Annotated in this window: 15 protein-coding genes and 1 tRNA gene; 6 read left to right on the forward strand and 10 right to left on the reverse strand. The window is 61.5% G+C overall.

Annotation, left to right across the window (positions count from 1 at the left end; translation table 11 throughout):
- Positions 1-31 precede the first annotated feature (31 nt).
- The 3 genes from ffh to ACX3VQ_RS10130 all read right to left on the reverse strand — a co-directional run bounded on the left by ffh (position 32) and on the right by ACX3VQ_RS10130 (position 2,187).
- Positions 32-1,522, reverse strand: a complete 1,491-nt coding sequence (gene ffh / locus ACX3VQ_RS10120) for a signal recognition particle protein (RefSeq protein WP_462580933.1) — start codon at positions 1,520-1,522, stop codon at positions 32-34.
- Between the two features lie 171 nt (positions 1,523-1,693).
- Positions 1,694-1,769, reverse strand: a tRNA-Ala gene (locus ACX3VQ_RS10125).
- A gap of 79 nt (positions 1,770-1,848) precedes the next feature.
- Positions 1,849-2,187, reverse strand: coding sequence for an FYDLN acid domain-containing protein (locus tag ACX3VQ_RS10130; RefSeq protein ID WP_462572904.1), 339 nt, complete (start codon positions 2,185-2,187; stop codon positions 1,849-1,851).
- A 197-nt stretch (positions 2,188-2,384) separates the two neighbouring features.
- Here ACX3VQ_RS10130 and aroA point away from each other — a divergent pair, with 197 nt between their 5' ends.
- The 3 genes from aroA (at position 2,385) to rpsA (ending at position 6,363) form a co-directional block, all read left to right on the forward strand.
- Entirely contained in the window at positions 2,385-3,683 is a 1,299-nt protein-coding gene (gene aroA, locus ACX3VQ_RS10135; protein WP_462581206.1) for a 3-phosphoshikimate 1-carboxyvinyltransferase, read from the forward strand.
- Complete coding sequence (gene cmk / locus ACX3VQ_RS10140) at positions 3,680-4,309, forward strand: (d)CMP kinase (RefSeq protein WP_462580935.1); 630 nt, start codon at positions 3,680-3,682, stop codon at positions 4,307-4,309. Before aroA ends, cmk begins: the two co-directional genes overlap by 4 nt.
- A 347-nt stretch (positions 4,310-4,656) precedes the next feature.
- Positions 4,657-6,363, forward strand: coding sequence for a 30S ribosomal protein S1 (gene rpsA / locus ACX3VQ_RS10145; protein ID WP_462572901.1), 1,707 nt, complete (start codon positions 4,657-4,659; stop codon positions 6,361-6,363).
- A gap of 66 nt (positions 6,364-6,429) precedes the next feature.
- Here rpsA and ACX3VQ_RS10150 read toward each other — a convergent pair whose 3' ends face one another.
- Entirely contained in the window at positions 6,430-6,861 is a 432-nt protein-coding gene (locus ACX3VQ_RS10150; RefSeq protein ID WP_462580937.1) for a hypothetical protein, read from the reverse strand.
- Between the two features lie 52 nt (positions 6,862-6,913).
- Between ACX3VQ_RS10150 and ACX3VQ_RS10155 the strand changes: the two genes are divergently transcribed.
- From ACX3VQ_RS10155 to ACX3VQ_RS10165, 3 genes are all read left to right on the forward strand, one after another.
- Positions 6,914-7,513, forward strand: coding sequence for a TetR/AcrR family transcriptional regulator (locus ACX3VQ_RS10155; RefSeq protein WP_462580938.1), 600 nt, complete (start codon positions 6,914-6,916; stop codon positions 7,511-7,513).
- 61 nt (positions 7,514-7,574) lie between these two features.
- Entirely contained in the window at positions 7,575-8,330 is a 756-nt protein-coding gene (gene gloB / locus ACX3VQ_RS10160) for a hydroxyacylglutathione hydrolase (protein ID WP_462580940.1), read from the forward strand.
- A 5-nt stretch (positions 8,331-8,335) separates the two neighbouring features.
- Positions 8,336-9,316, forward strand: coding sequence for an NADPH:quinone oxidoreductase family protein (locus ACX3VQ_RS10165; protein WP_462580942.1), 981 nt, complete (start codon positions 8,336-8,338; stop codon positions 9,314-9,316).
- On the opposite strand, the gene ACX3VQ_RS10170 is transcribed toward ACX3VQ_RS10165, so the two are convergent.
- The 6 genes from ACX3VQ_RS10170 to ACX3VQ_RS10195 form a co-directional block, all read right to left on the reverse strand.
- The gene (locus ACX3VQ_RS10170) at positions 9,313-9,873 is read right to left on the reverse strand and encodes a PepSY domain-containing protein (protein WP_462580944.1); all 561 of its coding nucleotides are present in this window, start codon (positions 9,871-9,873) and stop codon (positions 9,313-9,315) included. The genes ACX3VQ_RS10165 and ACX3VQ_RS10170 overlap by 4 nt on opposite strands.
- A gap of 165 nt (positions 9,874-10,038) precedes the next feature.
- On the reverse strand, positions 10,039-10,572 hold the full coding sequence (locus ACX3VQ_RS10175) for a F0F1 ATP synthase subunit B family protein (protein ID WP_462580945.1): 534 nt from the start codon (positions 10,570-10,572) through the stop codon (positions 10,039-10,041).
- Positions 10,565-11,059 carry a F0F1 ATP synthase subunit B family protein gene (locus ACX3VQ_RS10180; RefSeq protein WP_462580947.1) on the reverse strand — a complete coding sequence of 165 codons (495 nt, stop codon included), beginning with the start codon at positions 11,057-11,059 and terminating at the stop codon, positions 10,565-10,567. Before ACX3VQ_RS10180 ends, ACX3VQ_RS10175 begins: the two co-directional genes overlap by 8 nt.
- A gap of 78 nt (positions 11,060-11,137) precedes the next feature.
- A complete protein-coding gene (locus ACX3VQ_RS10185; RefSeq protein ID WP_027442220.1) occupies positions 11,138-11,365 on the reverse strand; it encodes a F0F1 ATP synthase subunit C in 228 nt (75 codons plus the stop codon).
- 46 nt (positions 11,366-11,411) lie between these two features.
- Complete coding sequence (locus tag ACX3VQ_RS10190; protein WP_462581207.1) at positions 11,412-12,170, reverse strand: F0F1 ATP synthase subunit A; 759 nt, start codon at positions 12,168-12,170, stop codon at positions 11,412-11,414.
- Positions 12,171-12,238: 68 nt separating this feature from the next.
- Complete coding sequence (locus ACX3VQ_RS10195; protein ID WP_462572888.1) at positions 12,239-12,574, reverse strand: AtpZ/AtpI family protein; 336 nt, start codon at positions 12,572-12,574, stop codon at positions 12,239-12,241.
- Positions 12,575-12,578: the final 4 nt, after the last annotated feature.

Genomic DNA, 12,578 nt, shown 5'->3' on the forward strand with positions numbered 1-12,578 from the left:
TAAATTACCTTTCCAGTCTAAATTCTTGAAATTACTTCTTGTTCAATAAATCACGAAGATCGGGCGGCAGGGTGTCGGGATCGACCGACGGCCCCTTGGGCCCGCCCAGTCCGTGCATATTGCCACCCATTCCAGCACCGATTCCAGGCCCGCCCAGGCCAGGCATGGCGCCGCCCAGGCCGCCTTTTCCGAACAGTGCGCCGAGCCCCTTGAGCCCGCCCATCTTCTTGATCTGCTTCATCGCGCGGCCCATCTCCTGGTGCATCTTCAGCACCTTGTTGACCGCCTGCACATCGGTGCCGCTGCCCGCCGCCACGCGCTTCTTGCGCTTGGCATTCATCAGTTCGGGCCGTGTGCGTTCCTTGGCCGTCATCGAGCCGATGATCGCATCCATGTGAACCAGCACCTTGTCATCCATATTGCTCGCCGCGAGCGCCGCCTTAGCCTTCTTCATGCCCGGCATCATGCCTGCCAGCATGCCCAGCCCGCCCATGCTCTGCATCTGCTGCAGCTGCATGCGAAGATCGTTGAGATCGAACTGGCCCTTGGCCATGCGCTTGGCCAGCGCTTCAGCGTCCGCTTCCTTAATCGTCGCCGCGGCCTTTTCGACCAGGCTGACGACATCGCCCATGCCCAGGATCCGGTCGGCCACGCGCGAGGGATGGAAGGCCTCGATCGCGTCGAGCTTCTCACCGGTACCCGCAAACTTGATCGGCTTGCCGGTGACATGGCGCATCGAAAGCGCCGCACCGCCGCGCGCATCGCCGTCCATCCGGGTCAGGATCACGCCCGTCAGCGGCACTTCGCCGCTAAAGCTCTGGGCCACGTTGACGGCATCCTGCCCGGTCAGGCTGTCAACCACCAGCAGGACTTCGTGCGGGGTTGAAACGCCTGCGACGGCCTTCATTTCGGCCATCAGCGCTTCATCGACATGCAAGCGCCCTGCGGTATCGAGCAGCAGCACATCGGCATTCTGCAGCCGCGCCGCTTCCATCGCGCGGCGCGCGATATCGACCGGCTGCTGGCCCGCCACGATTGGCAAGGTGGCGACATCGACCTGCGTGCCCAGCACCGCCAGCTGTTCCTGTGCAGCCGGGCGGTTGACGTCGAGCGAGGCCATCAGCGCCTTCTTGCCGTGCTTCTCACGGATCAGCTTGCCCAGCTTGGCGGTGGTGGTGGTCTTGCCTGAGCCTTGCAGGCCGACCATCATGATCACCACCGGCGGTTTGGCATCGAGATCGAGGCCGGGAGTATCCGCCCCGCCCAGCATCTCGACCAGCTCGTCATGGACGATCTTGACGACCTGCTGCCCCGGCGTGATCGAGCGCAGCACGTCCTGGCCCACGGCCTTTTCGGTGACCGCATCGATAAAGCGGCGGGCGACCGGCAGCGCGACATCGGCTTCGAGCAGGGCGATGCGGACTTCGCGCATGGCATCGCGCACGTCCTGCTCTTTCAGCGCGCCGCGGCCCTTGAGCTTGTCGAACACCCCGCCAAGGCGATCGGACAGATTGTCAAACATCGACTTCTTCTCCTCGCCCGCCGGACATGGCAGGTGTTCCTTTCCGGTCGTTTCCCGAACTGAAAAAGTGAAACGCCACTTTTTCCGGGGGACTCCCGTAAACGCGAAAAACGCCGGCGGACGAATACTCGTCGGCCAGCGTGCGGTCGTTAAACCGACTTTTACAGTGACTGGTGGAGCCTAGCGGGATCGAACCGCTGACCTCTACAATGCCATTGTAGCGCTCTCCCAGCTGAGCTAAGGCCCCGCGCCAGTCATTCATGCAAGCCCTAAGGCCTGCGGGAAGCGCCCTTTATAAAGCGCGCTTCCCCTTTGCAACAGCTAAATCAGCTTTCATCATCCTCGTCGTCGCCCTTGCCCTTGCTCACGCCAAGGTCGTCATCGCCGCCAAGGTCAACGTCATTGTCGGGCGAATCGTCATCTTCGTCGATATCGCCCAATTCTTCCAGATCGTCATCGCCGCCAAGATCGCTGTCAGCCTCGGCTTCCTTTTTCTTCTTCTCGTCCTCTTCGAACGGAATCGGCTGCTTGGGCTTGAGCACGGGCTCTGGATCCCATTCCTCGCCGCATTCGATGCAAGTTACCGGATTGTCATTACCCAGATCGTAGAAGCGTTCCCCGCATTTGGGGCAGGAACGCTTGGTGCCCCATTCTGGCTTGGCCATATCTTTCGTATTCCCTTGGTCCGGCCCGGTTTCGTGCTTGGCGGGCCGCGCAAAAATTTCTCTTTCTTGATGGGTAGCGATTCACGCCGAATCAAGAGCGCGGCGCGCCTTGCCATAGGGGCATGGCGCTGTCAAAAGCCGCGCTCGCAACTGCAACCCCGTTTTCAGCCGAGATTCCCTTGCCTGCTCACCGCTTCATGCCCCTTGGCCCGTTCAATGGCCGCCTGCGCGTTCCCGGCGACAAGTCGATCAGCCACCGTTCGATCATGTTCGGTGCGCTAGCGGTGGGGGAAACGCGCGTCACCGGCCTGCTTGAAGGCGAAGACGTGATGGCCACTGCCCAAGCAATGCGCAAGATGGGCGCCACGATTGAGCAACGGGGCGATGAATGGTGCATCCACGGCGTGGGCGTTGGCGGGCTGCTAGAGCCTGAAAGCGCCCTCGATATGGGCAACAGCGGCACCAGCACTCGCCTGCTGATGGGCCTCATCGCAAGCCATGCCATCAGCGCCCGCCTGGTCGGCGATGCCAGCCTTTCGAAACGTCCGATGGGCCGCGTGATCGAACCGCTCAGCCGGATGGGAGCGAGTTTCGATGCGTCGGAGGGCGGCACCCTGCCGCTGACCATACGCGGCGCGCAGCCAGCGGTGCCGATCAGCTATCGCCTGCCGGTGGCATCGGCGCAGGTGAAAAGCGCCGTGCTGCTTGCCGGGCTCAATACGCCGGGCATAACCACGGTAATCGAACCTGTGCCAACCCGCGACCATTCGGAGCGCATGCTCAAAGGCTTCGGTGCGGAACTCGAGGTAGAGCAGGTCGGCGGGGAGCGAATCATCCGCATCCGCGGCGAGGCGGAACTGAAGCCGCAGCGGGTGGAGGTGCCCGGCGATCCCTCTTCCGCCGCCTTCTTCATCGTCGCGGCGCTGATCGTGCCCGGTAGCGACCTCAGAATCGAGAATGTCGGGCTCAATCCCACCCGCGCGGGCCTGATCGAAGTGCTGCGCCAGATGGGCGGCAGTATCGACGAACTGAACCGCCGCGAAGTGGGCGGCGAGCCGGTGGCGGACTTGCGCGTGCGCCATTCCATCCTCACCGGGATCGAGGTAGATCCGGCAGTCGCACCCAGCATGATCGACGAATTTCCGGTGCTGTTCGTGGCCGCCGCGCTGGCGCAGGGGACGACGCGAACCAGCGGACTCGATGAATTGCGGGTCAAGGAAAGCGACCGGCTGGCCGCGATGGCAGCCGCGCTGACGCTGGCAGGTGCGCGGGTCGAGGAAACTGACGATGGGCTGGTGATCCACGGCACCGGCGGTGATCCGCTGCCCGGCACGCCAAAAGGCGCCGCCATTGCCACCCATCTCGACCACCGTATCGCGATGAGCATGGCGATTGCCGGGCTTGCCAGCCGTGAAGGAGTAGAGGTTGACGACACCTCGCCCATCGCCACCAGCTTTCCGGGTTTCATAAGCCTGCTTGAGGACGCCGCAGCATGATCATCGCCGTTGACGGCCCCACCGCATCGGGCAAGGGCACCATTGCCAAGGCGCTGGCCGCGCATTTTGCCCTCCCGCATCTCGACACCGGCCTGCTCTATCGCGCGGTCGGGCGGCAGGTGGCGCTTGATGGCGGCAATCCTGACGATCCCGCCGATGCCCTGGCCGGTTGCGAATTCGCTGACGAGCTGGTTGCTGACCCAGCCTTGCGCAGCGAGGAAACGGGCGGGTTCGCCAGCCGCGTCTCGATCCATCCGGCGGTGCGCCAGGCGCTGTTCGAGCGCCAGCGCGCCTTTGCCACGCAGCCAGGCGGCGCGGTGCTGGATGGGCGCGATATCGGCACGGTGATCGCGCCAGATGCCGACGTAAAGCTGTTCATTACCGCCAGCGTTCATGAACGCGCGCGGCGGCGCTGGATGGAAATGCAGGATCGCGAACTTGAGATACCGCTGGTGGAAATCGAACGCGACATCGTGATGCGCGACGAGCGCGACATCAGCCGCAAGGATGCACCCCTTCGTGCAGCGCCTGACGCGCTGGTGATCGACACCACCAGCCTTGGCCGGGAACAGGCGATCGAGGCAGCGATAGCGGCAGTGCAGGAGGCGCTTGGCCCAGCCTCATAGTTTTACAAATCCATGTCCTACATCGGGGCCCCGTGGCATGGTCATGGCATGTTGCTCCGTTCCGCCATGGCCCCGCCCGGATTCGATCTTCAGGACTGTGTTCCATGTGTTCCATCCTGTTGGATTTGACGCTCGCCATCCGGGGGCTTTGCGCTTGCCTTTTGCGGCCATTTCCACTAGGCGCCCGACCGTTCATGCAATCCCCGGATTGAAGAACTCCTGCGGCGGCATTCGGCCCTGCGGGAAATCGGCCCTTTGCCCCGTTTGCCCCGCAATGGTGCGGGAGACGGAGAAAGACCCCGGAAAAACCGGCGGCCGGTAGCAAAACGAACAGGAAACCCACATTGATGGCAACTTCAGCCAATCCAACGCGCGACGATTTCGAAGCGCTACTCAACGAACAACTTGGCGGTGCAGGCGACGAAGGCTTTGAAGGCCGCGTCGTCAAAGGCACCGTGACCGCCATCGAAAACGGCATGGCGATGATCGATGTCGGCCTCAAGAGCGAAGGCCGCGTCGCATTGAAAGAATTTGCCCGCGGCGAAGACGACCACGGCCTGACCGTCGGCAGCGAAGTCGAAGTGTTTGTCGACCGCGTCGAAAATTCCGACGGCGAAGCGATGCTAAGCCGCGACCGCGCCCGCCGCGAAGCCGCATGGGACAAGCTGGAAAGCGAATTTGGCGAAGGCAAGCGCGTCGAAGGGCGCATCTTTGGTCGCGTCAAGGGCGGCTTCACGGTCGATCTCGACGGTGCGGTTGCCTTCCTGCCAGGTTCGCAGGTCGATATCCGCCCGGTGCGCGATGTCACCCCGCTGATGGAAGTGCCGCAGCCGTTCCAGATCCTCAAGATGGATCGCCGCCGCGGCAATATCGTGGTTTCGCGCCGTGCAGTGCTGGAAGAAACCCGCGCCGAACAGCGCAGCGAACTGATCGACAAGCTGGCCGAGGGCCAGATCACCGAAGGTGTAGTGAAGAACATCACCGATTACGGTGCCTTTGTTGACCTGGGCGGGATCGACGGCCTGCTGCATGTCACCGACATGAGCTACAAGCGCGTCAACCACCCCAGCGAAGTGATCGAAATCGGCCAGAGCGTGACCGTGCAGATCATCCGCATCAACGAAGATACCCAGCGCATCAGCCTGGGCATGAAGCAGCTCGAAAGCGATCCGTGGGACGGTGTGGCGGCGAAATATCCGGTCGGCATGAAGCTGAGCGGCACTGTCACCAACATCACCGAATACGGCGCCTTCGTGGAACTGGAAGCGGGCATCGAGGGCCTGGTCCACGTTTCGGAAATGAGCTGGACCAAGAAGAACGTGCACCCAGGCAAGATCGTGTCGACCTCGCAGGAAGTCGAAGTGATGGTGCTGGAAGTGGACAGCGACAAGCGCCGCATCTCGCTCGGCCTCAAGCAGGCCCAGGGCAACCCATGGGAAGAATTCGCCGAGAAGCATCCGGTGGGCAGCGAAGTCGAAGGCGAAGTCAAGAACGCCACCGAATTCGGCCTGTTCATCGGCCTGGATGGCGATGTCGACGGCATGGTCCACATGTCGGATATCGCATGGGGCATCTCGGGCGAGGACGCGCTGGCGCTTCACCGCAAGGGTGAGCAGGTCAAGGCGATCGTGCTTGACGTTGATGTCGAAAAGGAACGCATCAGCCTGGGCATGAAGCAGCTCGAAAAGGGCGCACCTTCGGCAGAGGGTTCGGGTTCAGGCGCACTGCGCAAGAACCAGACCGTGACCGTGACCGTACTCGAAGTGCGCGATGGCGGGCTGGAAGTGCAGGTTGGCGAGGATGGGGCGACCGGCTTCATCAAGCGTTCGGACCTTGGCCGCGACCGCGACGAACAGCGCCCCGACCGCTTCCAGGTCGGCCAGAAGCTCGACGCCATGGTGATCGGTTTCGATCGCTCGAAGAAGCCGAACTTCTCGGTCAAGGCGCGCCAGATCGCCGATGAGAAGGAAGCGGTTGCCCAGTTCGGTTCGTCCGACAGCGGCGCATCGCTGGGTGACATCCTGGGTGCAGCGCTCAAGGGCAAGGACAGCTAAGCAAAGCTGCCCGTCGATTGATAAGGAAAGGCCCGCCGGTTCAGATGAACGGGCGGGCCTTTCTGGTTAGCGAAGTTGTGCAGTCTCGCGCTTCCCTGCGGTCAGCAGCAAGCCGGCCAGGATTCCGCCCGCGGCGGCCATGACCATTACCGCTGCCTGTGCGGCGGGGCTCAAGGGAATGCCGTCACTATGGCTCATGGAGCCACCGTATAGCGGGCTCATAAAATGCGCGACAAGGAAACTGCCGATGACGATCAACCCGACCACGCAGCCTTCGCGCTCGCGACCGCGCAGCCACACCAGCCAGGCCATATAAAGCGCAAGGGTGGAGTGCGTTATCAGTTGCCAGACATCGTGCAGCCGCGCATGGCCGGGCCAATCCGGGTTGAACACATGAGTGGGACTGACTTCCAGTACCGGCGTGACGACAGCAAATGGCAGGATTGCCAGTGTAAACAGTAATTTTCGAATCATCTCGTCCTCCGTTGATATTGACATTGTCAATATAAACTTGATTGACAGTGTCAATCTTCCAGGAAAAGGCGCAAGCATGGCGAGAGTGGGTTCTAGCGGCCAACGAAAAGGTGACGCAGCGGAAAAGCTGCTAATTGCAGCCCGCAAATTGCTGGACGCAAAAGGCGCCGATCATGTCACCATCCGGGAGACCGCGCGCCAGGCGGGCGTCTCCCACGCAGCGCCTGCCAATCACTTCGCGGATCGCCGGGCCCTGCTTACTGCGCTCGCGGTTCAGGACTTTGACGATCTGGCCGAGCAGGTAGAAACGGCGACCTCCCGGCTACCGCCGGCCACCCCGGCACGTGCGCGTACCATGGCGGATGCGGTGCTGAAATTTGCGTTGCACAATGCCCACCGTTATCGCTTGCTGTGGCGCGCTGACCAGCTTGACCTTGCAAATCCGCAACTGGAAGACGCCATGGAGCGCCTCTATGCAAACTTGCTTGCGACCACGGGTGACGAGGCTCGCCTAGAAGTCCCGGCCAGCACCAGTCGCTCGCTGGCATTGTGGTGCCTGGTCCATGGCTATGTCAGCCTGACAATCGACAGTCTGCTAAGCCTGCAGGCGGACGAGACGTCCGGCGCCCCTCGACTTCATGCCATGGTCGACCTGTTGTTTGACGACAAGCTATAGCATCAACAGTTCGCCCGGTTCGGCCTTCCCTAGCGCGCCATTCGCTCCTACATTGCAGGACATGCTACAAATCCACCAATTCCCATGCCTGTCCGACAATTACGGATTCCTCATCCACGATCCCGCCAGCGGAGAGACCGCCGCCATCGACACGCCCGATGGCAAGGAGTATCTGCGCCAGGCCGATGCCAAGGGATGGAAGATCACGCAGATCTGGAACACCCATTGGCACCCCGATCACGCCGGCGGAAACAAGGACATCGTCGATGCCACCGGCGCCATGATTGTGGCGCCGGGCGAAGTCGAGAAAATCAGCTCGATCGATCGCGTGGTGAAGCACGGCGATTCCGTTGCGCTTGGCGATTTTACTGCCGACGTGATCGATGTATCGGGCCACACCAATGGCCACATTGCCTATCACCTTCCCCAAGCGGGCGTAGCCTTTGTGGGTGACAGCGTGTTCGCGCTGGGTTGCGGGCGAATGTTCGAAGGCGAACCGAAGCAATTCTGGTCAAGTCTTGAGCGGATCAAGGCCCTCCCGCCTGAAACCACGCTCTATTGCGCGCACGAGTATACCGCGGCGAACGCACGCTTCGCGCTGCACGCCGATCCGGGCAATGCCGCCCTGCAGGATTATTGTGCAGAGATTGATGCCAAGCGGGCCAAGGGCGAATGGACCGTGCCGACAGGCCTCGCCCGAGAGTTGGCGACCAATCCGTTTCTGCGAGCTGACGATCCGGAAATGCAGGCGAAATGGGGCGGCAGCGCACCGCATGAAACCTTTGCCGCGCTTCGCAGTGCGAAAGATAATTTCTAGCCGCCATGCAGGCGCTGCGCGTCGAAAAGCTGGCTGACGACCTGTCCGGCGTCACGCTGGCTGACATTCCCGAGCCCGAGCGATGCCCTGGCGAGGTACTGGTGCGTGTGCGAGCGGCCTCACTCAATTTCCCTGACCTGCTGATGACGCAGGGCAAATACCAGTTCAAACCCGATGTGCCCTTCACCAGCGGGATGGAACTGGCGGGCGAAGTGATGGAAGCCGATGCCGATAGCCGGTTCAAGCCGGGTGACCGGGTGATCGGCGGCAACAAGACTGGTGCCTTCGCCGAATTTGCCGTCATTCCGGAACGCGGCCTGCACCCCCTCCCTGCCGGAATCGGCTTTGCAGATGGAGCGTCAATGGGCGCGGCCTATTCCACTGCCTATACCGGGCTGGTCGAGCTTTGCGGGCTCAAGCCCGGGCAATGGGTGATGGTAACGGGCGCCAGCGGCGGGGTGGGCCTGGCGGCGGTCGATCTGGCGCAAGCTTTGGGTGCAAAAGTGATCGCGGCTACCGGTGTTGAAGCCAAGCGCGCGCGAATCGCCGCGCGCTATGCGCCCGAAGCGGTCATTCTGAGCGAAGGCCGGTTCCGCGAACAGGTGAACGAGATCACCGCAGGCCACTTGTGCGATGTGGTTTTCGACCCCGTTGGCGGCGATGTGTTCGACGAATCGACCCGCTGCGTCACCTTCGGCGGCAAGCTGGTGGTGGTCGGCTTTACCAGCGGCCGGATCGCCGAGATTGCCACCAACATCCCGCTGATCAAGGGGTTCTCGATCATCGGCTTGCGAGCGGGCGAATATGCCCGGCGTTTTCCAGAGCGCGGTGCCGCCATCAGCGCAGCCATTGCCGAACTGGCGTCTCAAGGGCGCATCAAACCCGCGATTGACCGCACACTGCCGCTTTCGCGCTGGCGCGACGGCTTCGAGGCGATGGCGGGGCGCGAACTGATCGGCAAGGTGGTGTTCGAGCCGGGTGCCTAGCCCAGCAGCACGAAACCCACGAATACCGACAGGCCTGCCACGCCGCTGCCGATAGTGAGCTTCCGTAGCGGTTTCGCCTGAAGCCCCATCACTACCCCGCTCAGCACAAGCAGAAAAAGCGTAACGGCCAGCAGCGTCGCGTAGAGCTTGAACGCCGTGCTGCCCTTGGCCTTGTGCAACTGCACCAGCCAGCGGTGAAACGTGGCTTCCTTGACCGTAACTTCGGCGACCATCGGATCATCGGAGGCCGCTACGCTCACTTCGCTGCGTGCGCCCGTCCAGGCAAGGGTCTGCCCTGCTCCCTCGCCGCTCAAGCTGATCCCACCGCTCGGTTCAGGCAAGCCGTTGGCTGCCAGTGCAGCAATGGCTGCGCCGCGCAAGTCCGCATCGCTCTGCTGGGCATAGGGCTGCGATAATTGGGTCAGCTCGGTGCGCTCACGCCACTCGCCCTTATTGCCCCAGGTATAAAGCGCGCCGGTGGTAAGAAACATCAGCATCGCCGGAAACATGAATGCTGCGAAAGCAAGGTGAAGCTTGGTCAGAATGGTGCGGTTCACGAAGAGAGAATCCTATCGATTATGAATTGCGAATACTTCGCATTAGCATCTGATTCTTCCGCGCCAAGACCTTTATGTGGCGGCTCCCGATTGACCGGGATTCCCGCGCCCGAGCAAAGAAAAGGCGGCCATTGGCCGCCCGTCCCTGTTGGAATTGTTGGTCGATCAGATCGAAGCGATGACCTCGTCGGCCAGCTTCTTGTCTGCATCCGCGCCGTGGTATTCGGCAATCAGTTTGCGCGCGGCAGTAGTTGCGGCAGAGACGGCAGCGGCCTTGACCTGTTCGATTGCCTCACGCTCGGCGGCCGAAATCTTGTCCTCCGCCATGCGCTTGCGCCGTTCCACCATCAGCTTGCTGTCAGCTTCTGCCTTTTCGAGTATCGCATCGGCGTCACGCTGGGCATTGGCCAACATGGCATCTGCATGCTTTTCCGCATCAGCCATCTTGGCGGCGTATTCATCGCGCAAGGCCTCGGCTTCGGCGCGCAGCGCCTTGGCTTCGTCAAGCTGGTCCCTGATCGCCTGGATCCTGGCGTCGAGCCCACCGGTGATAAGCCCTGGGACCTTCTTCCAGATGAAGATGCCCACCAGGATGAGCATCGAGAGCGAAACCCATTGATAGGAATCAAGGTTAAGCGCGGTAGGTTCGGAATGGGCGCCTTCTGCGGCACCGGCGAGGAGCATCAGAATATCAGCCATTGGCCAAGGCCTCCTTCACAGCCGCATTGGCTGCGGCAGCATCAACAGATGCACCAGCCAACCGGGCGACGATGTCTTGCGCCGCTTCGGCAGCGACGGCCGCAACTTCCGTCATTGCAGCGCTGCGCGCCTGAGCGACCCGCTGTTCCGCTTCCGCCAGCTTTTTGTCCAACCGCTTCTGGGCGGCGGCCACTTTCTTTTCGGTCTTGGCCGAGCCATCAGACTTGGCCTTGGCAATTACCGCCTGCGCCCTGGCATGATTATCCAATTCGCGCTTGCGCCATGCCTCTTCGCGCTCATCTGCTGCATCCCGCGCAGCCTGGGCTGCAGCGAGATCGTCAGCGATCTGCTTGTCACGCAGCGCCACGGTGTCCATCACCTTGGGCACCATACCGCGCCCGATGACGAAAAAGGTGAAGCCGAAGAAAATCAGCAGCCAGAAGACCTGGCTGGCATATGTATCGGCAAGCTGCGCAATTTGAGGCATGTGTCGGGTCCGAAAATCAGTCGACTGGAATATCCCACAGCCGACCGGCATGAACCGGTCGGCCGTTGGAAACCGTCGTTAGGCGACGAAGATCAGGATCATCGCGACGACGAAGGCCAGCAGGCCCAGAAGTTCCGCCGCAGCGAAGCCGATGAACAGGCGGCCCTGCTGGCCATCTGCCGCACCCGGATTGCGGAGCGCCGACTCAAGGAATGAGCCGAACACGTTACCCACACCGATGGCGGCCATGCCGGCACCGATTGCTGCGAGGCCAGCACCGACGAGCTTGGCTGCTTCTGCTTCCATTTGAAAAACTCCTTTGGGTAGAAACTGTCGTTTGGTTGAATGAAACTTAGTGAAGATTCTCTGCGTCGTTAATATAAAGCGACGTCAGAAGAGCAAAAACATAGGCCTGGATACCGGCAACGAGAATCTCGAGCGCGCTGATTGCAACCATCAGCACCAGGCTTGGCACGCCGACAAACCCACCAAAAACGGCGCCCGCGTTGACGCTACCGATCACGAAACTTGCGAGAACCTTGAGCAATACGTGCCCGGCCATCATCGCCACGAACAGACGCAGACCAAGACTGAAGGGTCGCACCATAAACGAAATCAGCTCGATCACCGGGATCAGCCAGATCAGCCACAGCGGCGTGCCATGCGGCACAAACAGGCTGAAGAAATGCAGGCCATGTTTCCAGAAGCCAACAATCAGCACGATCGCAAAACTCAGGATCGCGAGCACGCCGGTGACGGTGAAATGGCTGGTAAAGGTGAAAGGATGCAGTCCGAAAATCCCGATCGGCATCAGGCCCAGCAGGTTCGCAAACAGGATGAACATGAACAGGCTGAAGATATAGGGCACATATTTGCGCCCTTCCTTGCCGACATTCGCCTCCAGCATATCGTCAATGAAGCCGGTGAAGCTCTCCACCGCCATCTGCCAGCGGCCGGGCACCAGCTGGCGCTTCATGCCGCCCGCCACGAACGCCCAGAGCAGCACTGTGGTGATCAGCATCCACAGCGCCGAATTGGTGAAAGCGATGTTGTATCCGGCCACTTCCCATCCGCTCGTGCCGAACATCGGCTCGATGGCGAATTGCTTCATCGGATCGACCTTGCCCTCTGCGGCTGCCACGATCGTTGTTTCCCTAACGCCTGTTTTCCGACCCGCCGCTATTGATCCTTACCGGGATCGTCAGGGCGCGTGTTCGCTGCACGAATTATGTTCCTGAAGGCAACGATGATCCCAAGGAACAGCATTACCAACAGACCCCAGGGCGCTGTCCCGGCGAAGCGATCGATCGCCCAACCGATGACAAGGCCTCCGAAAATCCCACCAAGCAGATCCGCCAGTACCCGGTTGCCGCTGCGATAGTTCGCGTCAGCACCTTTTACCTGCGGCCGGTTGCGCTTTTCTTCACGCTCGCGTGCGGCCTTAAGCCGCGCTTCGAGCGCGTCGATACGCGCATCTTCAGCGATGGGTTCCCGTGCGGGTTTCTCGTCGCTCATGCCA

Source organism: Altererythrobacter chaiwopuensis (genome assembly GCF_054957735.1).